22 protein-coding genes are annotated in these 25836 nt (G+C 44.2%); 9 read left to right on the plus strand and 13 right to left on the minus strand.

The window, feature by feature from the left end; translation table 11 throughout:
* The first annotated feature begins 196 nt into the window (after positions 1-196).
* Positions 197-772 (plus strand): diacylglycerol/polyprenol kinase family protein, encoded by a 576-nt coding sequence (locus EXM22_RS14320; RefSeq protein ID WP_246157025.1) that lies wholly within the window; start codon positions 197-199, stop codon positions 770-772.
* Here the strand turns inward: EXM22_RS14320 and EXM22_RS14325 are convergent.
* Positions 769-1581 (minus strand): hypothetical protein, encoded by an 813-nt coding sequence (locus tag EXM22_RS14325; protein WP_149487172.1) that lies wholly within the window; start codon positions 1579-1581, stop codon positions 769-771. The two genes, EXM22_RS14320 and EXM22_RS14325, sit on opposite strands and share 4 nt — an antisense overlap.
* 97 nt (positions 1582-1678) lie before the next feature.
* On the opposite strand from EXM22_RS14325, the gene EXM22_RS14330 reads away from it, so the two are divergent.
* From EXM22_RS14330 to EXM22_RS14340, 3 genes are all read left to right on the plus strand, one after another.
* Positions 1679-2371, plus strand: coding sequence for a DUF2259 domain-containing protein (locus tag EXM22_RS14330; RefSeq protein ID WP_149487173.1), 693 nt, complete (start codon positions 1679-1681; stop codon positions 2369-2371).
* Between the two features lie 153 nt (positions 2372-2524).
* Complete coding sequence (locus EXM22_RS14335) at positions 2525-4246, plus strand: proline--tRNA ligase (RefSeq protein WP_149487174.1); 1722 nt, start codon at positions 2525-2527, stop codon at positions 4244-4246.
* A gap of 76 nt (positions 4247-4322) precedes the next feature.
* Positions 4323-4979, plus strand: a complete 657-nt coding sequence (locus tag EXM22_RS14340) for a hypothetical protein (protein ID WP_149487175.1) — start codon at positions 4323-4325, stop codon at positions 4977-4979.
* A gap of 1 nt (position 4980) precedes the next feature.
* On the opposite strand, the gene EXM22_RS14345 is transcribed toward EXM22_RS14340, so the two are convergent.
* From EXM22_RS14345 to EXM22_RS14365, 5 genes are read right to left on the minus strand one after another with little or no spacing between them, the layout of a single operon-like run.
* On the minus strand, positions 4981-6234 hold the full coding sequence (locus EXM22_RS14345) for a dicarboxylate/amino acid:cation symporter (protein WP_149487176.1): 1254 nt from the start codon (positions 6232-6234) through the stop codon (positions 4981-4983).
* Positions 6235-6275: 41 nt separating this feature from the next.
* Positions 6276-6938, minus strand: coding sequence for an SDR family NAD(P)-dependent oxidoreductase (locus EXM22_RS14350; RefSeq protein WP_149487177.1), 663 nt, complete (start codon positions 6936-6938; stop codon positions 6276-6278).
* Between the two features lie 28 nt (positions 6939-6966).
* Positions 6967-10059: an alpha-amylase family glycosyl hydrolase gene (locus EXM22_RS14355; protein WP_149487178.1), complete on the minus strand. Its 3093-nt coding sequence runs from the start codon at positions 10057-10059 to the stop codon at positions 6967-6969.
* 14 nt (positions 10060-10073) lie between these two features.
* Positions 10074-11330 carry a diaminopimelate decarboxylase gene (locus EXM22_RS14360; protein ID WP_149487179.1) on the minus strand — a complete coding sequence of 419 codons (1257 nt, stop codon included), beginning with the start codon at positions 11328-11330 and terminating at the stop codon, positions 10074-10076.
* Positions 11327-11515 carry a hypothetical protein gene (locus EXM22_RS14365; RefSeq protein ID WP_149487180.1) on the minus strand — a complete coding sequence of 63 codons (189 nt, stop codon included), beginning with the start codon at positions 11513-11515 and terminating at the stop codon, positions 11327-11329. Before EXM22_RS14365 ends, EXM22_RS14360 begins: the two co-directional genes overlap by 4 nt.
* Positions 11516-11698: 183 nt before the next feature.
* Between EXM22_RS14365 and EXM22_RS14370 the strand changes: the two genes are divergently transcribed.
* From EXM22_RS14370 to hisE, 4 genes are read left to right on the plus strand one after another with little or no spacing between them, the layout of a single operon-like run.
* Entirely contained in the window at positions 11699-12670 is a 972-nt protein-coding gene (locus tag EXM22_RS14370) for a WG repeat-containing protein (protein WP_168203524.1), read from the plus strand.
* A gap of 1 nt (position 12671) precedes the next feature.
* Entirely contained in the window at positions 12672-13673 is a 1002-nt protein-coding gene (gene pyrC / locus EXM22_RS14375) for a dihydroorotase (protein WP_149487182.1), read from the plus strand.
* Between the two features lie 22 nt (positions 13674-13695).
* A complete protein-coding gene (gene hisA / locus EXM22_RS14380) occupies positions 13696-14442 on the plus strand; it encodes a 1-(5-phosphoribosyl)-5-[(5-phosphoribosylamino)methylideneamino]imidazole-4-carboxamide isomerase (protein WP_149487183.1) in 747 nt (248 codons plus the stop codon).
* Positions 14439-15017 carry a phosphoribosyl-ATP diphosphatase gene (gene hisE, locus EXM22_RS14385; RefSeq protein WP_210411497.1) on the plus strand — a complete coding sequence of 193 codons (579 nt, stop codon included), beginning with the start codon at positions 14439-14441 and terminating at the stop codon, positions 15015-15017. The genes hisA and hisE overlap by 4 nt, the downstream gene beginning before the upstream one ends.
* 49 nt (positions 15018-15066) lie before the next feature.
* Here hisE and gltA read toward each other — a convergent pair whose 3' ends face one another.
* The 4 genes from gltA to EXM22_RS14405 all read right to left on the minus strand — a co-directional run bounded on the left by gltA (position 15067) and on the right by EXM22_RS14405 (position 22264).
* Positions 15067-16551 (minus strand): NADPH-dependent glutamate synthase, encoded by a 1485-nt coding sequence (gene gltA / locus EXM22_RS14390; protein WP_149487184.1) that lies wholly within the window; start codon positions 16549-16551, stop codon positions 15067-15069.
* Positions 16548-17402: a sulfide/dihydroorotate dehydrogenase-like FAD/NAD-binding protein gene (locus tag EXM22_RS14395; RefSeq protein ID WP_149487185.1), complete on the minus strand. Its 855-nt coding sequence runs from the start codon at positions 17400-17402 to the stop codon at positions 16548-16550. Before EXM22_RS14395 ends, gltA begins: the two co-directional genes overlap by 4 nt.
* 94 nt (positions 17403-17496) lie before the next feature.
* Positions 17497-17931 carry an Lrp/AsnC family transcriptional regulator gene (locus EXM22_RS14400; RefSeq protein WP_168203525.1) on the minus strand — a complete coding sequence of 145 codons (435 nt, stop codon included), beginning with the start codon at positions 17929-17931 and terminating at the stop codon, positions 17497-17499.
* A gap of 16 nt (positions 17932-17947) precedes the next feature.
* Positions 17948-22264, minus strand: a complete 4317-nt coding sequence (locus tag EXM22_RS14405) for an acyl-CoA dehydratase activase (RefSeq protein ID WP_149487187.1) — start codon at positions 22262-22264, stop codon at positions 17948-17950.
* Positions 22265-22469: 205 nt separating this feature from the next.
* On the opposite strand from EXM22_RS14405, the gene mnmA reads away from it, so the two are divergent.
* Positions 22470-23522 (plus strand): tRNA 2-thiouridine(34) synthase MnmA, encoded by a 1053-nt coding sequence (mnmA, locus tag EXM22_RS14410; protein ID WP_149487188.1) that lies wholly within the window; start codon positions 22470-22472, stop codon positions 23520-23522.
* A gap of 6 nt (positions 23523-23528) precedes the next feature.
* Here mnmA and EXM22_RS14415 read toward each other — a convergent pair whose 3' ends face one another.
* From EXM22_RS14415 to EXM22_RS14425, 3 genes are read right to left on the minus strand one after another with little or no spacing between them, the layout of a single operon-like run.
* On the minus strand, positions 23529-24368 hold the full coding sequence (locus EXM22_RS14415; protein ID WP_149487189.1) for a glycerophosphodiester phosphodiesterase family protein: 840 nt from the start codon (positions 24366-24368) through the stop codon (positions 23529-23531).
* The gene (locus EXM22_RS14420) at positions 24343-25509 is read right to left on the minus strand and encodes an iron-containing alcohol dehydrogenase (protein ID WP_168203527.1); all 1167 of its coding nucleotides are present in this window, start codon (positions 25507-25509) and stop codon (positions 24343-24345) included. The genes EXM22_RS14415 and EXM22_RS14420 overlap by 26 nt, the downstream gene beginning before the upstream one ends.
* Complete coding sequence (locus tag EXM22_RS14425; protein ID WP_149487191.1) at positions 25503-25811, minus strand: antibiotic biosynthesis monooxygenase; 309 nt, start codon at positions 25809-25811, stop codon at positions 25503-25505. Before EXM22_RS14425 ends, EXM22_RS14420 begins: the two co-directional genes overlap by 7 nt.
* Positions 25812-25836 lie beyond the last annotated feature (25 nt).

A 25836-nucleotide genomic window follows, 5' to 3' on the forward strand; every position in this document is an offset into this window, starting at 1 on the left:
GAAAAAAGATACAGTTCCCGATTTGCAGTATGATCCAGTAAAATAGTTAAACGCTAAAGGTTTTCCTAATAAAGAATTATATTGTTTATTTTTATTTTATACAGACTGGTATGGATATTGCATGTAATTAATCAAATCGGGAGATAGTAATTTCATGCTGCAAAGTTATAGGACTATAGGTTCAAAGAGACTGTTTTTGGAAACAATACAGAAAGAGTTTGTCAGAAAATCCATTCATTTGATGATTGCCCTGGTTCCCACTCTAGCCGCTTGGAACTACAAATTGACAGTCAGCCTCTTAATTGTTGGAATCCTTGTTTACACCTACGCAGAATATTTGCGCGGTAGGGGTCAGAGAGTCCCTATCATATCAGACCTGACTGCCTTAGCTTCCCGTGATAGAGACAAGGGCCATTTTGTACTTGGTCCAGTAACGCTTGGTATCGGTGCCTTGTCAGCATTGCTCCTATATCCTCATCCTGCTGCTTCGATTGCAATATACGCCTTGGCTTTTGGAGATGGACTATCTAGTCTGTCAGGAAAGCTCTTTGGAGGAGTTCAGATTCCTCTGACAGGGGGAAAGACTCTGGCTGGATCTTTAACCTGTTTTATATCAGTTCTTACAGCAGGGCTGTTTATATCTCAACAACCCCTTTCTATTCTGCTTGTTGCTTTAATGGCAACATTCCTTGAAGCTCTACCCTCAAAAGATCTTGATAATATTATCATTCCCATGGGAACCGGTTTAACAGCCAGTCTGATTGCCTTCTAGCTCCATAGAAAAAGTTTTCTGCTCGTTCTCGCTGAGAGAATTGTTCCAGGTATCAAACAGGCAAATCCTGGAATGATAAAGGGGACATGTAGGAAGAATAGTAACTCATAACCGACGATCACAAGCATGTTCAGCAAGGCCAGTCTGTAATACTCGTTTCTCCCCTGATGTATCGCTGCAGAAACATAATTCAGAATTGTAAGAATTTCTAAGGTTATGCAGAAAAGAGCCAGGTGCTCCTCCCGGGCGATTCTGTTGATGAGAGCCCCTGTTACTATGCTGGTATTGACGGGAATCAATGATGCTAAAGTAAAAGCTGTCAGAAATGAAATAAGGAGTACCATTCCAAATTTCTGTATTTGGAGGCCGGAGCTGAACAGAGATGCAGCGAAGAGAGAAGCAAGGCTTAGAATCCTGCTGAAATAAACGATTCTTGTTATAAAACCGGTCGTTGTCAGCAAAGAGGGAAAGTTCTCTATCAAAAAGGGAACACGGAAGACCTGCAGTGAAAATGTAAATAGAAAAAGATAGAAAAAAGACAACTCTGCTGAAGGATTTCTTTTGATTTGGCGTGATATGATAAATCCGGCAAAGAATGAAAAAAGAATTTGCCCGCTTAGTGATATGTATTTCATCAATCCCGTTGCGGTAATCCCTGAAAATAGAGACCACCACAGTTGTTCTTCCTTCCAAGGAATTGAGAATCCATTCCCTTTTTGAAGAAAGAAAAAAACAATCATAAAGAGGAGAGACAGAAATGAGAGGTTCAGGAGTATCCTGACTATGTATTTTCTGAATATAAGGATCATAATCTCTATTAAAGCTTAAATACTCTAAAACGTCAAAATAAGAAAAAAAATCTATAGAAAGTTTCCAGACGTTCGATAATAGTATTGAGGTAAAATCATGAAGAAAAAACTTCTAACAGTAACGGTAATGATCCTTTTAATCATGACAGAGGTATATGCCGGAGATAAAGCTGAATTTGTGAACATGGGATTTTCTCCTGACGGGAGTTATTTCTTATTCGGTCAGTATGGTTTTGCAGCAGAAAAAACACAGTGCTATGCTGATATATATCTGGTGGATGTCAGAAATAACAAATTTGTACCGGCCTCTGTTTTCTCTGGTGAATACACAGCGACTCTGGAACCCGGTCAATCTCCTGACGGAGCCCTCTTTTCATTGCTGGAAACAGCCATTCCTGCTAGGAAAAAGTACAATATTGATTATCTGAAAAAGGGACGGCCCCTTTATATCAGGATCAGTGATACCGATGAATCGATGGATGTTCTGGATTTCAGGGATTTTGAAACAGGTTCCCGTTTTTCTATGAAATTGATACAGGATGCGGTGAAAAACGAAGATGGACAAGCTGTTGAATCCTCCTTTTTTATTGAAATGACATTCACAGGATCTGGTGGTGTTAATGTTCCTTTTGTTATTGGACATCCAGATTTTAAGAGAAAAGGAATTGAAGAGTATCGAATTGAAAGGGTCTTAACAGATCCCTCAAATAAGTCCATCATCATTATTGTGGCCAAGATTGATAATGATCTTAATGTCCGGTATATGGTCGAGACTGTCAGAATCCGCTGATATTGTAATCAGCTGAGCCCATGAAACCACCTTCAACAGGTGGTTTTTTTATCTTTCGGGAAAAATCAAATCCTTCCTATATTGAGATATACTCTTCTTTGGATATAATAGTCAGACTAACAGTAAATATTGTTTCTTATTCGAGGAGAATTTATGCGAATCAGCCAGCTCTTTTATCAAACATTGAAAGAAGTCCCCCGGGACGCTCAGATCCCCAGCCATCAACTTATGTTTCGTGCTGGAATGATTCAGCAGCTTGCCAGTGGTATTTATAACTACCTGCCTTTGGCACAAAAGAGTCTTAGGAAGATAGAAACAATCATTCGTGAAGAATTGGAAAAAAAAGGGTGTCAGGAAGTTCTACTTCCTGTTGTACAGCCAGCAGAGCTTTGGGAAAAAAGTGGTCGGTGGGGATACTACGGCCCAGAGCTGCTACGATTCAAAGATCGCAAAAATGGTGATTTCTGTCTGGGCCCCACTCACGAGGAAGTCATTACCGACATGGTTTCCAAGGTTCTTAAATCCTATAAGCAGCTTCCCTGGAACCTCTTTCAGATACAAGGAAAATTCAGGGATGAAGTCCGTCCTCGGTTTGGATTGATGAGAGGACGTGAATTCATAATGAAAGACGGCTACAGTTTTGATACTGATGAAGAAGCCTCTAAGGAAACATACTGGAAAATGTATGAGGCCTATACTGCCATCTTTAAACGCTGTGGTTTGACATTCCGGGCCGTAGATGCCGCCACAGGAAATATTGGTGGTGATATGAGCCATGAGTTTCAGGTTCTGGCAAAATCTGGTGAGGATATGATTCTAAGCTGTGACAGCTGTGATTATGCTGCCAATGCAGAAAAAGCGTCCACCCCAAGGACTGCTTCAAATCTCACCGCTGAAGGACAGCTGCCTCTTGAAGATATCCATACTCCCGGCAGCAGGACCATAGAGGAAGTCTCGAGGTTTCTGAAGAAGGATGGTTCTGATTTTATCAAGTCTATTGTCTATATGATTGATGATGAGGCTGTTCTCGTATTGATACGCGGTGACATGGAGATCAATGAGTCCAAGCTTCAGACCCTCTGTGAAGCCAATGCTGTTTTCCTGGCTGATGATCAGACCGTCCTTGATGTAACGGGTGCTGATACAGGTTTTGCCGGGCCTGTAGGCCTGCGTAAAGAGATCAAGATTGTTGCTGATTACTCTGTTACTTCCAGTTTGAACCTGGTCAGCGGTGCAAATCGCAATGATTACCACAAGATCAATGTAAATTATAGTAGAGATTTTAAAGCCGATCTGCTGGGAGATCTGAGTTTTGCATCTGCCGGAGATCCTTGCCCTAAGTGTGCGGGGAAGCTTGAAGAGCACAGAGGTATTGAGGTCGGACAGGTCTTTTATCTAGGTACCAAATACAGTATTCCCATGGAATGCAACTATCTGGATAAGGATGGTAAGGCTCATCCTGCAGTTATGGGATGTTATGGCATCGGTGTAGGCCGGACTCTGGCGGCTTCGATAGAGCAAAATCATGATGAAGACGGCATTATATGGCCTATGGCCATATCTCCATTTGAAGCCGTTATATTGCCTCTGCAGATGAATAAGGAAGAGGTTGTTGAAGCCGGGAACTCTCTGTACAATAACCTTGTTGCAGCCGGTATAGATGTCGCGCTGGATGACCGTGAGGAGCGTGCCGGGTTTAAATTCAAAGATGCAGACCTCATTGGATACCCGATTCAGATCATCATCGGAGCCCGGTCTCTGGAAGCAGGGGACGTTGAAATTAAAATTAGAAAAACAGGGGAAAAGAAGAACGTTCCCCTGGATGAGATCGAAATGTTTGTTCAGAAATTCATCAGGGAAGAAAAAGAAATCTGATCCATATTTGGACAAAGAGAGAAGCAGAGTTTAAACTCTGCTTTTTTTTTTGACTGAAGAGATATATATTGGATGTATGAGAAAAATCTCTTACAGTCTATTGTTTTTATCTCTGCTGTCTCTGGCTCCTCTCATGGATGCTCTTGAATTAACGTATCAGGGAATTGATGGAGAAATGGGGTTCCTCTGGAAAAAAAATACGGCCTACGATTCCGAGCCAGGAGATAGCGGTCCGGATACACTCACTTTTATTCCGGGTGTCTCTATTTTTTATACAATAGATGATCATTGGTTTTTCAGACCTTCCGCCTATATTTATGGCCAGACCCTTGAGTACCTTCCCGAAAGGGAGTACACCATCCCAGTGGATTACTCGAATATTAACTCCCTCACAGTGACAGGGTTGTTATTACAGCCCGCAGTAGGATATCGGTGGACTCTAGCCGAACGGCATACTTTTGGATTACAAATGGCCCCGGGGGTGAATATTCAGATTCCCCTGACAGGGCCGGGTGAGGATGACCGTGAGGAGATGTTCTCAACACTCATGAAGGAGTTTCTGTATTGGAATACAGCAGCCTGGTACTATAATCCACTGACTGAACGATTTGGATTTAATTTCAAGGTTGAATTAGGGCTTCCTGTCTATAACTTCTGGCTTGATAACAATCTATCTTTCGTCAATGGTCTTATCGTGAACTTCCAGGTCGGGATAAGAGTGTTGGCACAGTAAGTCAAATATAATCTTCAACTTCCTCGGGGATTCTGAACTCTCTGTCACCGCTGAAAAGAAGAGACAGGTAGGCTGTATTGAATGAATCAATCAGTCCGGCTATGAGCAGGAGTATGGGAAGAACAGGAAGAATCAGTACATATCCGTCTTGGTGACCTCTTCCATAAAGAGTACAGGCCGTTATCAAAGCGGTATAAATTCCCATATATGATTGTGAAAAAAGGATGAATGAAACCAAAATTGAGATTCCTATTACCCAGGAAATCTGAAAAGCCGTCAACTCCAGACTGGAATAGGATTTGAGGATTGTCAGCATAGAAAGGGCCGTCACCATGGCGGAACCAGCTCTTGAAAAAAGCGTTAAATAGGGCAAAACCAATCCATTAATTTTCCTTTTCATTCCAGAATTCTCTTTGAGGACTCTGGTCATCACTAGAAAATTGATAAAGTTATCGCCACTAAAAATAGAAACAATAATTCCCGGTAAAAAGGCTCTTATCTCATGAAACGGATTTTTCCTCGTGATGATGAAATAGACTAGAGGCTGTAAAACTAACAGTATGACCGCACTAATGATCAGAACAAGACGAATAAGACTTAAATAGGATGAAAAATCGGAAATCCTCCGTATATGACTCAATGACTCATAGCTGAGGCTGAAGAGTGTCACAGAGAGAATCCTCGTATAGAGGGTATTCATTCTGTAAAACATTCTGCTGAAGGAATCGAAAAGGTTATAAACCGGCTCTGCTTCTTCCCTGTCATAAAAGAGTTGAGTTCCTAAAAGGAAAGCAAATAAAAGTGCCGGCAACATATAGTCCGCAGGTTGGCTAAAAATCCGGAACGCATTTGCAGGTACCATTTCTCTTAATGATTCGACGAGTCCTGGTTGAAACAGTTCGTTTCTAAATGGGATTGCTGATTGCCAGCCCGTTGAATCTGCTAAAATCGGGATTCTGTTCACAGGCAATATAAAGGAGATTCCCACAGCCAGTAATGTGTAGAGAACAGCCGCACTGACAGAAAGGATCAGTAGTTTTAAAATCACCTTGCCCAGACGATGATCTCTTCTCAATTGACAAACTGAAACAGAGAGTGTGAAGAAAATCATGGGAAAGACCAAAAATCGCCCGGCTCTAAGTGAAAACTCAGCTACGAAGTGTAGGATTGAGGCCACTATTTGATTTTCAGGCAGTAAAAAAGCCAGTAATATACCTAAAATGGCAGAAATTGAATATTTCATCCATAATTTCATGAAGTCCTCCAGGAGCAGACGGTCAATAAAACCGACAGGCGTTATTTTCGTTTAAGAATGGGTAGGGACTGGAATAAATTTTTCTTTTCTGAAAAAAGCAGCCATTCTCCGTTTATTTTAGGATCATCCGATTCCAAAATCCCTCTGATGAATTGTGCATAGTCTTCCATTTCCGTCAAGCGGGAAGTAAAAGCACAACTTTTAAGGCCTTCTAAATCTGTTAAGAGTAAGCCTTCTACGGTGTTGTGAAAGCTTCCGCTGATTAGGGAGGGGAGCACCGCCGTCGGGGACAATCCTTTTTCGGTTTCGGCAAATACAAGAGTTCCACTTTCTTTAGATTTAAAATAGTTCAGTATTTCCCTGATGAGATAGAGTGTCCCATGGATATAAATATTCAGTAATTCGTCCATGACCTCCGTATCGATATCTTCAAATGCGGGTGTTGATGAAAGTTCAGGATTTACAATGATGGCCTGATCCAGAGTTCCGAAGACTCTGATCGACTCTCTGTAGACCGTCTTTGCAGAAACGAGAGAGCCTCTATTCCAGGGAATGACCAGCAAATTTTTCTTTTCAGACTCTTTCATCGTCTCCTGTGATGTCATAACAGGTGCAATGACTTTACAGCCAGAATTAAGATAAACCTCTATCAATTTTCGCCCCAGGAGGGTCTCACTTCCGATTATTAAGACTGTTTTATTCATATGAATTCCTTGTCATTTCTTTTTTTAATCATACAAAGATCTGAGAAATCCTGTACTCCGATTCTGCAATTGATTTTTGGAGGTCACTTAAGAATCTTGGTAATTCCTTCATCAGAATAAGATCTTGCTCTGACCCTTTTAGTGTTAGGAATTTAAGACCGCATAGGACGCTGAACCACCAAAACGCCTCATCCATCCTCTCTCTATTGAACCATATGATCTCTTTGTATTGATTGATCCCGAACCAGGAGTTAAAGTCTGCACTTAGGAGGGTTTCTTTCCAAAGACTCTTGAGGGAATCGATATCAACCGGGGATTCTTCTATCCATTTTTGGTAGAACCGAGCCATATAAAAAAGGCGGGTATCATCTAGGTCGCAAAGCATGAGTGACATAAAGGAAGGCCGGACGATGTCTTCGAGGATGAGTCTTTCCTGAGTTCGCGGTTTTCGGTGATTTTCTTTGCGGTCGAGTATCTTCCTGATTCGGATTAGGGTCTTCGACAAGCTGGTGATCAAATCACTCATGACTGGTGTGTCGATGACTCTGGACTCCAGGAAGGTTTTCATCATATGGATCAGCGGTTCCAATTCTGAGAACTTTAGAGCTCTATCCAAGTCTGGAACTCCGCGGCCCCCAGTCTTGAGTATTAGTTTTTCCAGTCTTTTTTCCTCGTCATCTTCCTGCTGCAGGATGGGATAAAAAACTTTGGATTGATATCCATATAGTTTGACAGGAAGGCCATATTTCAGGATTTCACTGTTTCTATGGATATACCAGAGTCTTTTCTTTGTTTCGAATAGAAGGGTGAACCCAGTAGGACTCAGATGCAATATTTCTCCAAGAGTCTCAGAGCTTTCTCCCTGATACTCTCCATCTTCTGAAATGATTCCCTTTATTGTTTCTTCCTGAATGAGCCCTTCAGCCAGTTTGTTACTGTTATTAAACAGGACCAGAGCATGATCGTTCTCCCGAGAGTTTGAATAGGCGTAAACATCTTCATTCACCGTGTCACGTGATCGGAAATCAAAAAGGTGAAACTTCCGGGCCCCTGCAAAGAGAATCCTTTTTTTCATAAGAGGATAGATTTCACGTTCATGTCTGTTCATCAGATCCTGATCAGCAACTTCATCGAAATAGGACCGGCGGTATTCCATGCCATATTTTTCTGTAAGACCTTCAAATTGTCCATGTCCTATCATAGGAAGACCGGGAAGAGTCACGAGAAGAGTACATATACCAAAGTATTTATCACCCTTCCCAAACTGGCTGACCGCAGTATCCTCATCGGGATTATTCATAAAGTTCACAAAGCGCTTGAGTATCCGGGGATTTGATTTTAATGTTTCTTTTAAAATTTTCCTGAATTCCTGGTTGTCTTCTGTTTTTAGCAGATTCATAAACGCTGAATTATAGACTCGGTGCATCCCCAAGTTCCGAACAAAATATCCTTCCATCATCCAAAACGCCTCTGCCAAAAGAAGTGTGTTGGGGGCCTCTTTGTTGATACGGTCTACGACTTCTCTCCAGAATTCTTCGGGCATATGCTCTCTGAATTCCTTTTCTGACATACTATAGGCCGATCTTGAGGGAATAGCTCCCCCGTCTCCTGGCTGGGGGTACCACAAACGCTGTATGTGTTTTCTTGCCAGAGTCATGGCGGCGTCAAAGCGAATAATCGGAAAATCTTCGGCAACCTGAAGGATCAGTTTGATCAGCTCTTCACGGACAAGGGGATTCATAAAATCCAGCTGGGCAGTATCATTCCAAGGCATAGATGTACCGTCATTACCATGGTAGATGTACTGTTTTTCACCATTGCTGTTATCTTCTCTCAAGAAAACGACTGCCGCATCACTTCTGTTGTAGTATCCATCTTCAAGATAAAGGCTAATTCTGGAATCGGAACTCAGATCCATACCCTTAAAAGTATATCCTGGGTAAGGGCTAATTCTTGTTTGCAAGAAGTACTCTGGGTGCTCTATCATCCAGTCAGAATCAATCCCTGTATGGTTGGGGACCATATCGCTTGCCAGGCGTATCCCTTTCTGAAAACAGCGCTCTTTCAGAGTCTGTAGAGCCTCCCAACCGCCAAGATCATCGGAAATCCTGTAATTTTTGAGAGAATAGGCAGACGCTTCGGCCTCTGGATTCCCACAGATTCTTTTAATTGTTTTGCTGGCAGTACTGCGTTCCCATATGCCTATGAGCCAGAGTCCAGTGATTCCTCGCCGGCTTAATTCATCCAGTTCTTCTCCAGGTATTTCATTTAAATATCGAATGGGACGATTGTATTGTTCAGAGAGTTGATGGAGCCATACATAGCAATTCTTGGCAAGAAGAATCAGGTTGGGCATCCAGTCTGAGTCGATGCTGAAGTGGGCTGCATCATCTTCGTCGAAGGACAAGTCTATGCCTTCCACAGGTCCAGGACCGGTCAAACCGATTTTGTTTTCCTCCCGAGAAAGGTCAAGGGCACTCAGATAAGCTGTTTTATTTTTTATAAAATCATATTTATTTGTAATAAAACGTATTTGCTCTTCCAGTGAGTCCGGATAGAGCTTGGATGGGGTCAGAAGCAGGTCTGTTAGAATGGTGTCCCAGCCGGGAAGAGGAGAAAATTGTGACAGAAGCTCTTCCAGTGAGTCCAAGATGTTATTGTAGGCTTTGCCATGTAGGGCCCGATCAGAAAATAAAAGTCTTAATCCGCGGCAGCCTTTGTTGCTGTTCAGTAATCGTAAAACCAAAATATCTGTCAACCGGCGTTCCAGGCTAAGAGGATCTGCTGTAAGATCATAAGTCTTTTCAGCAGGAAAGTGTTCATCCATCCGGGAGAGAAGAGAGTTCCAGGAACTTTCATTTTTTTTGAGGATTATATTACAGAGGGTGACAGGACCGTGGGCGCTTCGTAGGTCCTTCATATATTCTGAGATAGCCAGTGAGTAAAATTCTGAAATCACGGCTGTTAAGTAGAGCTCTCCAGCCTTAATGGGGGGTTGGAGAGCATATGTTTCATTGATGATGCCGGACAGTTGCCTAGCCTCCGACTGTGAACTCAGTTGAAGGCTTGTCATATTAAGAGTCTTTTGTTTCGATCTTTCAATAAACAGGCGTCCCGGCATATTACAGGACCTGCTTAAAGATCTGAAAAGTCCAGGGTTGCAAAGTAATCATCGATTGTCTCTTTTCTTCTGATTTGGCGCACTGTTTTATCTTCATTGAGCAGGTATTCAGCATGACGAAGCTTACCGTTATAGTTGAAACCCATGGCATGTCCATGTGCTCCAGTATCATGGATCACAATGTAATCCCCGGTTTCGATGAGCGGAAGCTCCCGGTTAATGGCAAATTTGTCATTATTCTCACAAAGAGATCCGGCGACATCATAGGTTTGGTCTTTAGGGAGAGACTCTTTACCGGGAATGGTGATGTGATGATAGGCTCCATACATTCCGGGTCTCATGAGGTCTGCCATACAGGCATCAACACCTATGTAATTTTTATAAGTATTCTTTTTATGGATGGCTTTCGTTACAAGGTATCCATAGGGACCTGTGATCACACGTCCACACTCCATGAGGACTCTCAATTTTCCATCATGGATGGTTCCTCCGAGTTTCTCCTTGTAGGCTTTCTCGATTTCTCTTGAAATATAAGGAATGTCTACAGGAGAATCTTCGGGCTTGTAGGGAATCCCGACTCCTCCACCCAGATTGATAAATTCGAAGCTGATACCGCATTCCTGAGAGATTTCATTTACAAGATCAATGAGGAGCACGGCTGTTTCTACAAAATAGGAAGGATCCAGTTCGTTGGAAGCAACCATTGTATGGAGGCCGAAGCGTTTAACACCATAGGCCGCCGCTTTTTTATAACCCTCTTTTAACTGTTCCCGTGTGAAACCGTATTTGGCTTCTTCGGGAGAACCAATGATGGCATTTCCCTCTTTTAATGGACCGGGGTTGTATCGGAAGCAGATCAGTTGGGGAAGGCCTGGTCCTTCTTGGAGATAATCCAGGTGGGTTATATCATCCAGGTTGATGATGGCTCCCATGGACAGTGCTTTTTCATACTCTTCCATGGGTGTGTCATTTGAGGTAAACATGATCTGTTCACCCCTGAGACCTGCTTTTTCTGCAAGAATCAACTCGGGAAGTGAGGAGCAGTCAGCACCCATACCCAACTCTGCCAGTAATTTAATGATATAGGGATTCGGCAGAGCCTTGACGGCAAAGTAATTTTTATAACCGCCGGGAACCCATGAAAAAGCCTTAATCATATCTTCGGCGTTCTTTAGAATCGCGGCTTTATCATATATGTGAAAAGGGGTTTCGTGATCCTGGCAGATTCGGTCAAGATCTTCTCTTGTGAAGGGTATTGTCTTATTATTCATTGTTGTTCCTTATTGATTTTTATGCACCAATTTCGGAAATCTGTTTCCGAAATCCGCTTTAATTGATCCAGATCCTCTTCCTGAAGTGTTTCAAGATTCTTTCTGACTCTATCGAGCAGGTCCTGGTCGTAACCGCACTCTTCGGCACGAAGATGGATGTACCTGATGCTTTCAAATCTGGTCATGTCATCTCTCCTGATTAAGTGTTCTGAAATATCATTTTGGTGTTGATGAGTATTTTATTCTATTTCTGTTTCATTGGGAAGAACCGCATCCAAGGATTCTTGAGGGTATCCACGGTAAAATGTATTTCATTTAACTGGGGAATTCATTACAATAAGGTCAAATTTTTAACCATGAGGATTCCTATGAATCGATACCTTCTAGCTGCTCTTTTGAGCGCATTTGTCTTTGTTTCCTGCAATAATACCCTCTATCCTGTCTCCGAGAACGAAAAGGTTGGGTATATTGACCATAAAGGGATCATGATTATTGAGCCCGTTTTTGATAAGGGAGATGATTTTTCTGAAGGCTGGGCTCTGGTTTCGGAGGGTGAAACTCTTCGTTATATCAATGACAAAGGTGAGTTTATAAATTCTGAGTCTTATGAAATGGCAGCACCATTTCAAGATGGCATGGCTCTTGTTGTCAGAGATGGCCTTGTGGGATATATCAACAGAAAGGGGGAAGAGGTCATCCCTCCTTCTTATCTGAGAGGAGGAAATTTTTCCAATGGCGTCAGCTCAGTTTTCTCCCAGGAGGAAAAAACCTATCTTATCAACAAAAAAGGCGAACGGTTGAAGGAACTGCCTTATGAATATATGGGGGACTTTCAGGAAGGTCTGGCTCTTGTTATTGAAGATGGACTCTGTGGATTTATCAACACAAAAGGCGCTTTGGTCATTCCTACAGTCTATGAGTTTGCAGATAATTTTTCAGAAGGACTTGCCCTGGTTGTTTCCGAAAGTCTGGGTGGGTATATCAATACAAAGGGAAAACTTGTGATCCCTCATCAATACGTCTATTCTTCTAAATTTTCAGATGGTCTGGCACTCTTCGCTGAAGATGGGAAGGCCGGCTTTATAGACAAAAAAGGCAATACGATTATTCCTCCAAATTATGTTTTTGCGGGAGATTTCAACTACGGTTTGGCACGGGTCCAAATTGATGAAAAGATGGGATTCATCAACAAAGAAGGTGAGCTTGTCATTGATCCAGTTTACGACTATGGAGAGAATTTCAAGGAAGATCTTGCCCTGATGGTTCAAGACAACACCCTGAGTTATATCAATCGTAAAGGAACGGTTGTCTGGACTGATAGGCCCGGGAAAGAGGAGTAATATGAGTATTCTAAAAATAAGAAAACCCGATGATTTTCACCTGCACCTGAGACAGGGAGATGAAATGGGTCAATACGCCAGGGAAACGGCAGCTTCATTTGCCAGGGCATTGATCATGCCCAATACTTTGCCTCCTGTTATCGATCCTCCCGGATTGTTTTCATACAAGGCTGCCATTGAGCGGGAAGCACCCGGTCTTGAGGCTCTCATGGCTTTTAAACTGCTACCGAATATGAATCCTCTGATTGTCACCGAGATGAAAAAAGCAGGGGCCCTCATAGGGAAACTGTATCCAGCGGGTGCGACAACCAATGCAGAGGATGGTATTTCTTCCTATGAGCAGATCAGAGATCTTCTTTCTGCAATGGAAGAAGCTGGTATGGTCCTGAGTATTCATGGAGAGCATCCAGAGGCACCCGTTCTTGAACGTGAAATTTCCTATCTTGGGGAACTGGAAAAAATCATAAGGGACTTCCCACGTCTTAAGATCGTCCTGGAACACCTCTCCTGCCGAGAGAGCATCAGCTTTATCGAAGAAATGCCCGATCATATTGCCGGAACAGTCACGACTCATCATCTCTTATATACACTGGATGATTTGATGGGTGGAGCCTTAAAACCCCATCTTTTTTGTAAGCCCGTTGTTAAAAAAGAGGAAGACAGGGCCGCCTTGGCTCAGGCTGTCTGCTCTGGCCATCCCAAACTGTTTTATGGTTCAGATAGTGCTCCTCATCCTAAAAATAAAAAAGAGTTTTCCAGCTGCAGCGCCGGGGCATTTTCTGCTACTGTTGCACTTCCTTTGCTGGCCGAGCTCTTTGAAAGGGAAGGGGCTCTTGAACAGTTGGAGTCCTTTACAAGCCGGATCGGAGCCGAATTTTATGGTTTACCCCTAAATACATCGTCAATCACCCTGAAAAAAGAATCGTGGAAGGTTCCATCTCTGATCGGAGGTTCTGTTCCTTTGTGCGCCGGAGAAATGATGACCTGGAAAGTAATGAAATGACAAAAATGAGAGGATAGAATATATGGTAATAATTCCCGCAATAGACCTGCTCGGAGCTGAGTGTGTACGTCTCTTTAAAGGCGACTATAACGATGTAAAATCGTATGAGAAAGATCCAGCTGTAGCGGCAGCTGTCTTTGAAAAACTGGGTATCAAACGGCTCCATCTCGTTGACCTTGATGCGGCTAGAGGCGAAGGAAAAAATAACCGTATGGCCCTTCAAAAGATTCGGAGTGTGTTCTCCGGGATCATTGAACTGGGCGGTGGGGTTCGGGAAGAAGCTGATGTCCGGGAACTCCTGGAGATTGGTGTAGACCGGCTCATTGTCGGAACTGTTCTTGCAAAAAACCCGGAAAAAGTAGGGTTATGGATACAGAAATTCGGTCCCGTTTTCATAGCCGGCATCGATGCACTGGATGGAGAGGTCAAGGTTTCCGGTTGGGAAAAAGGAACGGCTCTGCAGGATTCAGTCCTAGCGAAAAAATGTGCAGACATGGGGATTACCAATATCATTTATACAAATATTGACAGAGATGGCACCCTGGCGGGGCCGGACTTGGAAAATACAAATAGGATTGCCAGAGAATCCAAAATTGGGATTACCCTGTCCGGCGGGATCAGCAGCCAGGATGACCTAAAGGATGTGTTTCAGAAGGCTGACCCTCTTGTCAAAGGGGTCATCACGGGAAAAGCCTATTATGAAGGCAGATTGGATTTGGAAAAAGCAGTCCTGGATTTTCAAAAAAATGATGAGGAGTATGATTGGTGAGCAGAGGGACAGTTCTAGCTCTCTTGATTGAGACGGAAAATGGCGGATTCAGTGCCGCCCTTATGGATGAAAAAGGATTTTCAAAAAGCCGGGAACAGGGAGTTCTTTGGGTCTCCCATCCAGTGACGGGCCGAATTCTCCCTTTTGCCGGGGAGGGGAAATTCCTGCAGTTGGAAAAACGTAGAAATTGCTATTATGCGCTTCTGCCCGAAGGGGCCAAGGGTGAGGCGTACGAAGATGTCATCAAAGAAACAGATATCGAAGAGCATGATGCTCTTGAAGTTCTGGGAGAAGACCGGGAAAACAATGAAATCCTGACCTCCCTCAGCAGAACAATTCAAAAAAGGCACATAGACATGCCTGCAGGATCCTATACAACCCATCTTTTCGAGAAGGGAAGCAATAAGATCAGAAAAAAATGCGGAGAAGAAGCGATTGAACTGGTCTTGGCTTCTAGCCCTGAAGATCTTGTTTTTGAATCGGCTGATCTAATTTACCATATGATGGTTCTGCTGGAGGCGGAAGGTCTCTCCATCCAGGAAGTTCTGGCGGAGTTGAAAAAAAGAGACTCCTGATACCCCTTTTCCGGGATCAATATCCCCGGAGGCGGAGTCTCCACTTCTCTTATTTTAATTCTTCATTTAGAGCGGCTGCAGCGCGGCGTCCATCTCCCATTGCCAGGATGACCGTAGCGGCGCCCTGAGAGATGTCTCCCCCGGCATAAACTCCATCGAGGGATGTTTTCTGCCTGTCGTCCACAACAACCGTACCCCATTTGGAGAAATCCAGTCCGGGAGTCGTTTGTTTGATCAGTGGGTTGGAAGAATTTCCAATAGCGGGAATACAGGTTTCCACTTCAATGAGGAATTCACTGCCCTCAATGGGGACTGGTCTGCGGCGTCCTGAATCATCAGGTTCTCCCAGCTCGTATTTTTGACACTCTATAGCCCTGACGCGTCCATTTTCATCCCCCAGGATTCTAACAGGGTTGGTCAGTGTCTTGAAGATCACACCCTCTTCATGGGCATGGTGTACCTCTTCCACTCGGGCAGGCATCTCTTTTTCAGTCCGGCGATAGATGATGTAAACTTCTTCAGCACCCATTCTCACGGCTGTTCTGGCCGCATCCATGGCTACATTTCCACCTCCGAAAACGGCAATTCTGCGTGCCTGGTATATGGGTGTTTCAGCATGCTCTTTATCATAGGCTTTCATCAAATTAGACCTAGTCAGGAACTCATTGGCTGAAAAGACACCTACAAGATTCTCGCCTTCAATATGCATAAATTTTGGAAGCCCGGCTCCTGATGCGACGTAGACTGCATTGTATCCATCTTTTTCCATTAGATCTTTCAGTTTACGGGTCCGGCCGACAAGAAAGTTTGTTTCAAAGCGGACGCCCATTTTTTTGAGGCCTTCCACTTCCAGGTTTACAATTTCTTTGGGTAATCTAAACTCGGGGATACCATACACTGTCACTCCACCGGGTTTATGAAAGGCCTCAAAAATTGTGACTTCATGACCGGCTTTTCGAAGGTCTGCTGCTGCGGTGAGGCCCGATGGGCCGCTCCCAACAATAGCCACCTTTTTACCTGTGGATGGAGCGATGGTTGTCTTACCATCCTTTCTGTTCTCTCTTTCCCAGTCGGCTAGGTAGCGTTCAATTCGACCAATGGCAACAGACTTTTCGGGATCCTTGAGGATTTTCCCCAGGGTACATTCGGCCATACACTGTTTTTCCTGGGGGCAAACGCGCCCACAGATTGCAGGGAGCATACTGCTCTCCTTGATCACATCTATAGCTTCTCCGAATTTTCCTTCCCCCGCCTTCAAAATGAATTGGGGAATGTTGATACTTACCGGGCATCCTTTGATGCAGGGCTCATTTTTACATTGCAGGCAGCGGGCAGATTCTACAAGGACCTGTTTTTCGGTATAACCAAGGGCCACTTCACCCATGTTCGCCCGTCTGATCGCAGGATTCTGACTGGGCATGTCCTGTTGTGGGATCTCTCTTCTCATTTTAGGAGTTAATTCGGCAGTATTGAGACCCTTCCAGATTTCTTCGGCTTCTTTATTCAATGTTTCTTTAGATTTAAACTCGCTCATTTCTGCTTGGCCTCCAGTTTTTCTGCTTCTATATCCAGGTTGCATCGATGGGCTTCATGTTGTTTATATGCCTTTTGGCGGAGCATCATGTTATCAAAATCTACCAGATGGCCATCGAATTCAGGGCCGTCAACACAGACAAATTTTGTTTCGTTACCAATGGAAACACGGCAGCCACCACACATTCCAGTTCCGTCTACCATGATCGTATTTAATGACACCATTGTGGGAACCGCGAAGGGCCTCGTTGTTTCTGAGCAGAATTTCATCATGATGGGAGGACCAATGGCAAAAACTTCGGAGGGTATGTTTTCTGATTCACATAACTCTTTGAGGGGAACAGTCACTAGGTCTTTTCGTCCATAAGATCCATCATCGGTGCAGATTATAAGTTCATCTGAAAGAGCTCTCATTTCATCTTCCATGATAAGGAGCTCTTTGTTTCTCGCTCCCATGATGGTGATAACCTTGTTTCCAATTTTATGGTGAGCTTCGACAATAGGATGCATTGGGGCAACACCTATCCCACCACCAACACAGACGACAGGGCCATCCCTTTTTTCAATATGGGTTGGTTTTCCCAGGGGACCTAGAACATTTTCAATGTAGTCTCCTGCATTCATCCGGCTTAATTTTTGTGTTGTAGCACCTACGGCCTGAAAAATAATCTCTATGAAACCTTCCTCAGCATCGGCATTGGCTATGGTGAGGGGAATCCTCTCTCCATAATTTTGATCTACCTGAATGATCAGGAATTGACCTGCTTTTCTCTCTTCAGCTATGAGGGGAGCTTCTATTTTCATCCGGAAAACATCCGCAGAAAGCTGTTTTTTGTCTAGAATTCTTTTCATTTTTTTTCCTCGTCCCAGTGGTGAATCGGGAATCAATAACATAGTATATTTCTAATATTACAATATTGTATAAGCAAATCAGTTTTTTGAAAAGCTACACGTACTTGTTGAAGCTTTTCAGCATCAGGAAACTCTCAGTAGAACTGACACCCTTGACGACAGCAAGCTCCTTTGTCAGAAAGCTGACAAGGCCATGATTGGAGTCGACAAGAACCTGCACAAACAGGTCATAGCGACCTGATGTAATGGAGACATCCAGGACATTGGGAAGCTCTGCAATCTCTCTGGCTTTTGATTCAAGCTGAGAGGATTCTGTCACATTCACCGCCACCGTCGCTAGCTGCTGATTTTCAAGAGCTTCGGGATTGATGAGGGCTTTTATCTTCACAATTCCGAGATCTTTCATTTTTTTGAGACGCTGCCGAACAGTCCCCTCGGAGATCCCCATAATCCTGGCAACGGCATTGTTGTTCTGGTATTTCTCTCTGAGGAGGTTAATGATTTTCCAATCTATCTCGTCGGGCTGCATCGGGGCATACTCCTGATCAATCATTGCCGGACACTTTTACATCTTTTAATACTACGTCAGGTTCATCCTGTTCAATAAGATTGGTTGTGTCCGGATTCGATCTGAAACGCATCACATTCATCATAAAAATATTCAGTTTGTTGACAATATTGGGAGGAAGAATATTCCCGTCAACTTCCAGAGAAAAAACAGGATAGTTCCGTTCTCTTGCCCAGGGAGTTATCAATCCTTCTATGACCCTACCAATGAGACAGGCAAAAGGAGAAATATTGACAATTCCCGAGTATCCCTCTTCCATGGCCGTGGCGGCGACACCGCTGGATATGGCAATTTCTGAGTTCAATTCAAGGTTTACAAAATTCTCAGATGTATTTTTCATGATCTTTTTCATATCATGAGGCGTATGTGGGATGAGGCCGGATTTCCCAAGACGGTTTTTTATTCCCTTTTCTACTGTGTGTTTCCAGGTTTCTTCCAAGTGAAGGATCAATAAATCCTTCAGCTCCGCAGAAAAGGGGCGTTTGTACCAGGGTTTCAGTTTGATGCGCTTTTTTAGATCATAATTACGCACGAAATCTAGGTAGTGAATCCATTCAGAAATCCCCGAAACCTTGGCTATGATATTTTTACGGCTCATGAGTTCTACCAGTTCATCAACGGCAAAATCATCTCTTCTGACATAGATTTCTCCGACAATCAGTACCCGGGGGACCTCTTTTATCGTTTTTTTCAAGGGGATCTCAGCAACCTTCCGGGCTATATTCTTGAGTGCCTTGTAGACTTTATTGAAATCATTTTCAATAACATCAATCATCTCATGCCAAAGTGCATTGTAAATCCTCATGGCTTCATCAGTATCCTGTGCACAGGCTCTCAGAGAGGTCTGAATATCTTTCATATAATCGGCGATGACCAATCCACGCCACATATACTTGCTGAAATCCGGGCCCAGTTCATTGTAGGAATTATCTGCACTCATTGTCACAACAATCACATTTTCAAGACGCATGTCTTTGAATAGGTTTTCATAAAAGACAAAGTATTGACCCGTCCGGCAGGGACCGGTTGTGATGGGAACAAAGAGCAGATAAATCTCATCCTTTCTGTACTCCTTGGAGTTCAGAAATTTTAGTGCACTTCCCAATACCAGGTGGGACGGAACACACTCTTTTCCGGAAGCATGGCTCCTAGCCAATTGTAAAGTCTTGGTGTCGGCCACAGGAAGAGCCTGGGCATTGATTCCCGTGGTGCGGATAATCAAGGCCATCATAGCCGTGGACAGGTCTCCCATATTGGACAGGAGCATTTTGACCTTTTTATTGTCTTTGACAGGGATGGTTTCTCCGGTGACTTCATTTTTAAGATGAAGAGGATCTTTCCCGTTGTTGATGAACCTGAGACCGTTATCATAGCGGTCCTTGGTCTGTGTTGAGAGGCGGGCTCTGTATCCTTCTATGATGTCCAGGAAGGCCTCAATCCGGGTATCCACTCCAGCATCGGCAGAGTGTGAGTCCAGTTCTAGGATCAGGAAGGGCTTGGTGCCCATCATCCACTTAATATAATGCAGTATAAATGAGTCGGGAGCACAGGAGAAGTTGGTAATATAGGTGATATAGACATTGGGCTCGTCTTTGAGCCTTGCGGCTGTCTTCATGTCCAGCTGTCCATAATACCAATACATATTATCAAAAATTTTCTCATCCCCTTCGGGGAGAATATCAAAAGGTATGATTGAATAACCACGACTGCTGAATTTCCGGGGAATTCCCATGTTGGCTTCGGGGGTGAAGGCGTTATAGGGGCGTCCCAACAGGGCAATGACAGGATGATTCTGTTCCCTGGCAAGTTTAAGAGCTTCCTGGCCCAGAGCCTTTGAGGCTTTGAGGTATTCCTGTTGCATTTCCAATGCTTTATGGAACGCTTTCTTAATCTCAACGGCCGGAATAGAGAGTTGTTCTCCCAGTTTATAGAAAAACTCCAGTGCCTTGGACTCTCCGAATTTAAAGGTCACAATCAGGGGGATTATTTTATTCTCCGGAATGTCTGGAAAGGCTTTTTTTATGTAGTACGGGAGGCTCTGTGTGATGGGACAGAAGTTGGCATGAACATCTTCTTCCATACTGGGCATGTCTCTGAAATGGGGTACAAAAATATAGTCGCACTTCTTGTTGAGAATATCCTGAACCGCCCCATGAGCTATTTCGGCAGGAAAGCAGTAGGCGCTTTCTACTCTAGCCACACCCTCATGGGCAATTTCGTCAGAGAGAACCGTTTTTATACCCAGTTCATGGAAAAACCAGGAATAAAGAGGGTAGAGAGTATGAACTGAAAAACAGCGGGGAATTCCCACGGTGTAGTCTCTTTTAGGCTTGAGATCCTGGGCCGGAGCTGCAAAAGTTTTAAAGAGCAGGTCGTTGCGCTTATCTATGTAGTTGATAATCTTATCATCGGATTTGATGTTTTTGCTCGTGTTTGTATATTTACTGCAGCGTCCGCCAAACATATACTTGTGTCCATTGACCTTAAGAACCTGAATGGAACAGAAATTTTCGCAGGATTTGCAGTTGAAGACCCGGTCATACTCTATTTGTGTATCTAATACAGCATCGAGATCAATATTGATTTTTTGAAGGAGTCCATCCTGAAGTTTCTGACGGGCCAGAATCCCCACTCCGAAGGCCCCCATCAGTTCGGGAGCGGGTGGAACCAGAATCTCCTTGTCCAAAAGCATGGCAAAAGCCAGAGGAACAGCCTTATTTTTGGCAACACCACCCTGGAGGAAAATCTTCCGGCCGATGGTGCGGTTCCCAACAACTCTATTCAAATAGTTAGAGACGATGGATGTCACAATCCCGGCGGTTATGTCTTCCCTTTTGGCTCCCTGCTGAATTGCCTTGCGGATATCAGAGTTGATAAAGGCACTGCAGTGTTCTCCGAATTTAAGGGGATTATCCGCTTTCAGGGCGATCTCTCCAATTTCACGGGCGTGGGGAATATTCAGATCTCCGGCAGCAGACTCTTCCAGAAAGGATCCGGTTCCTGCTGAACAGGCTTCATTCATGGCGTAATCGATGGGGACCTTGTTTTCAAGGAGCACATATTTGGCATCCTGACCCCCAATTTCGAAGATTGTGTCCACATCGTTGCTGAAATGGGTTGTTCCATAGGCATGGGCTATGATTTCGTTATAGACCGCTGGAGTCTCCATGAACACTCCCAGAATTTCACGGGATGAACCCGTTGTGGAGGCCAGGGAGATGGTGATAGAAGATTCATCACCTATATCTTTATGGATCTTTTTGCGCAGTTCGATGATGCAGTTTTTGAGAGCCTGTACGGGGTCTCCATGGGTCCGCCCGTAATGGGCAGCCACAACATCACTTGTTTCCATATCAATGAGACAGGCTTTTGTGGTTGTTGAACCGCCGTCAATTCCGAGGATATACTCCCGGCCTTTCCTGACGGGTTTGATTTCAGATTGAAAATACTGAACCTTGTCAACGGCCTTCTTAAGATCATCATAGCGGTCAAATCTGACCTTGCTGTCTTTGAGAATTTTATCTATGGGAGGAAGAGGAGCACCATTGTCCACGGCCAGATGAGCCGCACCGAAGGCCTCGAAATAAGACGCTTCTTTGGGAATTATATATTCAATTTCAGGAGTCTTTTCCTTCATAAACCGGAGGATATGCTTATTCTTTGTGATGCCTCCGCATAAAAGAACTCGGCCTGAATTGATTTTTGCACGGCTTAGGAAATCACTTACCTTCGTGGCCATCACATCCGAGAGGGAGAGGACTATATCGTCTTTCGTGGCTTCTTTTTTGTTTAATTTGTGGGTGCAGTCACTCTTCATGAAGACCGAGCAGCGTGCTGAAAGAGGGCGAACCTGGCTATCCTCTGCGAGGTGGTTTACATTGTCCAGGGTCATATCCATCCTGGCCAGCTGCTGTTTAAAAAATTCACCGGTACCGGAAGCACATTTGCTCCCTGAAAAATTGTTTGTGATTTTTCCAAGATCATTCACTGCATAAACAACCAGGTCTTCTCCACCCATACTGACCACAGCATTGACCTGATGACCAGTCACTTCCAGGGCTTTCTCAATGCAGACTGGCTCAATGACAGACGGGGATGATAGGAGATAACGGCCATCTGTTCCTGTGACCAGAAGAGGCGTTCCTTCTTCAAACTCTTTATTTTTTAATTCACTGAGAACCGCATTGAGGAAGTCGCCCTCATGGGGAACCACGTGGCTCCAAATCTCTTGTCCATTTTCTAGAAGAACTGTTTTCAGGCTGGAACTGCCTATATTAATACCTATGCTTTTCATAATGCTTCCTCAAACAATATTTGTAAAATTGGAGGGCAGTTATCATTTTGACAAAAAGACGATAATTGTCCACTAAAAGCTGATTATAAGTCATTATTGTGGATCTTTTAGATTTTGTCTATCTGTAAAAATGGTACTATTGCAAGCTCATTAGAGTCTCTCGGTCTCTTGCCAAAGAGATTCAAGTCTGAAAGAATCTGAAGGTATGAAAATTGCCGTATTATTGTCCGGTGGAGTCGACAGTTCTGTTGCGCTTTACCGTCTTTTGGAAGAAGGGTATACCGATATAACCGCCTATTATCTTAAAATCTGGCTGGAAGATGAACTCAGTTTTATGGGTACCTGTCCGTGGGAAGAGGACTTGGAGTATGCCAGGGCTGTGTGTGAAGCAAAATCCATCCCCCTTAAAATTTTACCCTTGCAGCAGGAATACTATGACCGTGTTGTCTCTTATACTATTTCCGAACTGAAAAAAGGACGGACGCCCAGTCCGGACATATTCTGTAATCAAAGGGTCAAATTCGGTGCTTTTTATGATAAAGTCAACGAACAATATGACAAGGTTGCCACAGGTCATTATGGTGTTGTTGAAGAAATAGAAGGTTTGACATGGCTGCGCAGGTCTCCGGATCCAGTGAAAGATCAGAGTTATTTTCTATCCCACCTTTCTCAGCAGCAGATTGGTAAAATCATATTTCCCATAGGTTCTTTTATGAAGGAGGAGGTCCGTGCTCTGGCACAGAAATATGATCTTCCCAATAAAGATAGAAAAGACAGCCAGGGAATCTGTTTTCTTGGGAAAATAAAATATTCCGATTTTGTAAAACACTATCTGGGAGAACAGGATGGAGAGATCCGGGAGCTCGAGAGTGGAGAGGTTCTGGGCCATCATAAGGGATTCTGGTTTCATACCATTGGGCAGCGTCAGGGATTGGGGCTAAGCAATGGTCCCTGGTATGTGACATCCAAAGATCTGGAAAAGAATATCATCTATGTTTCTTCAAGCAAGAATGTCTTAGAACAGAATCGTACGGTCTTTACCGTTTGTGAACCCAATTGGATTAGCAGGAAACCTTCCGGGGATAAACTGACTCTGAAGCTGAGACATGGACCTAGACTTCACGATTGCCGCATCAAATGGCTGGATTCCGATCGTCTTGAGGTGACTTTGGATGAGGGAGACCGGGGCATTGCTCCGGGACAGTTTGCCGTATTCTATGAGGATGACTATTGCCTTGGCGGTGCCAGGATCGAATAGATCGAGTTAGTATTCGGGCTTCTCGATCATCTTCCGGCTCACCCTGATCACATCCTCGGGAATATCAGAAAACAAACCGTCCACACCCTCTTGGTATAGCTCTTTCATTTTTTCTGCGTCATTGATGGTCCAGACCTGGAGAGCAAGGTGATTGCGGCGGCACCATTTAAAGAAAGAGGGCCTGAGTATTCTGTAGGGGCCGGCGTATTCTGGAATCTGAACAGCCTTTATTCTCTTATTCTTCACATCGGAAGGAACCCATCCGGTCCTGTATAACAGGAGGCTCAGAACCATTTCCCTGCGGGAGAGGGAGCTGGCCGCAGATGGAAGAGATTTTCTAAAAGACTTCAATACCTTGTGATGAAAAGATGCGACGCAGACCCGGTTTTCAGCTCCTTCGTCTATTATGATCCTGGCTGTCGCCATGGCCAGGCTTTCACTGGGGTCTTTTAAATCTATGTTGAATCTTGTTTCGGGGAAGAGTTGGAAGGCATCTTTCAAGAGGAGAGGTTTGACTCCCTTATTCCGGAAAGGATGACTATGTCCCCCATCTTTTGAAAATAGATATCCCGTATCTATTGCTTCCAGATCGCTTATACATAATGAAGATATTGGCCTATTGTCCCCCGATAGCCTATAAAAATCTGGATCATGAGAAATCAGAACCTGTCCATCCTTCATCAATCTGACATCTGTTTCCACGACATCTATGCCCATTTCAATGGCTGACCGGAAGGCTATTTCTGTGTTTTCCGGGAAGTCTCTGCTGTTGCCCCTGTGCCCTAAAGCCCTGGGAGGTGGTGTAAAAAAATCATTCATATCAATAGACCGATTTGAGTATGGCAAGACGTTCTTCCTGGGAGAAGGTGTATGGATTGTTCTTGTTTCCTGATTTTCCGGCCGCCTCAATAAGCTGTTCTTCTGTAAAACCAAACTTCCTGAGTCCTGGAAGGGATGCCAGAGAAGCCCAGTTTTCCAGTTCTTCCATTAAAACTCCTATGGATTCTCCGGTGGTCATTTCCATGTTACCCGAGAGGAACTGACCAAGTCCTGCGGCTTTCTCCAGGGCAGGATGGTTCTCATCCTGTTTTATCAGTGCTTCAAAAGTTTTGTCCATGACAGGGGGCAAGAGGAGTCCGCAGGCCACACCATGGGGAATGTTGTTCATTCCACCCAAGATACCTGCTATGCCGTGTACTGTTCCCAGCCCTGCATTGGTAAGGGTGAGGCCCGAGAGTGAGGCTCCAAGAGCGATTGAGGAAAACTCATCCTTGCCCGGCTTGCCTTCCAGTAGGGAGGGGAAGGCGTCTAGGAATTCCAAAAGCCCCTCTTCTGCAAGGGCATCGCTCATGGGGGACGCCTCTGTGGAAATGTAGGATTCCAAGAGTTGTGAAAAGGCGTCCATTCCACAGGATACAGCAAGTCCCGGAGGAAGGCTCTCCAGCCATTCAGGATCTACCAGTGCCAGATCGGGAATGTAATTGTCATGGCGGAGAGATTTTTTAAAACCAGTTGGTCCCGGTTTGCTTATCACAGCATTTTTTGTGCATTCGCTGCCCGTTCCAGCCGTGGAGGGGAGGGCTATGAACGGGATTTTTTCACCACTGGGAATTTTTGTGCCTATGCCCTCTAGAAAATCCATGACAGAACCTGTTTCTTTCAACATGGCAGAGACCGCTTTCCCCGCATCCAGAACACTGCCTCCACCCAGAGCCACAATGACCGCAGGGGGAGCCTTTTTGTATTTTTCACAAAGAGAATCTATGACATCAGGAGATGGTTCTCCCATAATGGTTTCAAAATCGGAGGGGATGCCTTCTTTGGTCAGGCCAAGCTCAAGGGCTTTCCACAGAGGGTTCTCTCGGACTGATCTTCCAGTAATAAAGAGTGCTCTTCCTCTGAATTCCTTTAATAACTGAGGCAGAGATTCTGTTTTTCCACAGCCGAAAAGAATTTCTTTATTGGCTGAAAAGGAGAATCTTACCACTTGGAAACCTCCAGGGGAGCACAGACCTTGTGGGATGTTCCTTTCCGCGGCTCTGCCATCCAGGGAGCAACCAGATCTCGCCATTTCAGGTAATGGGCTGTCTGTTTGTGTGCCAGTACGGAATCGGAATTGCTGTAAGCTTCATATAAAAAGAATGAAGTTGGATCATCATTTTGTTGAAGAACATCGAATCTCAGATTCCCAGACTCCTTCCTCGTTTCTAATCTATTTTCCAGAGTTGCCTTTTCGAATTCCGCTTCTTTTCCAGGTAATACTTTTACCTCAACACAATAAATGACCATACATTGATCTCCTTTGAATTGTATT

Source organism: Oceanispirochaeta crateris (genome assembly GCF_008329965.1).
Classification (GTDB): domain Bacteria; phylum Spirochaetota; class Spirochaetia; order DSM-2461; family DSM-2461; genus Oceanispirochaeta; species Oceanispirochaeta crateris.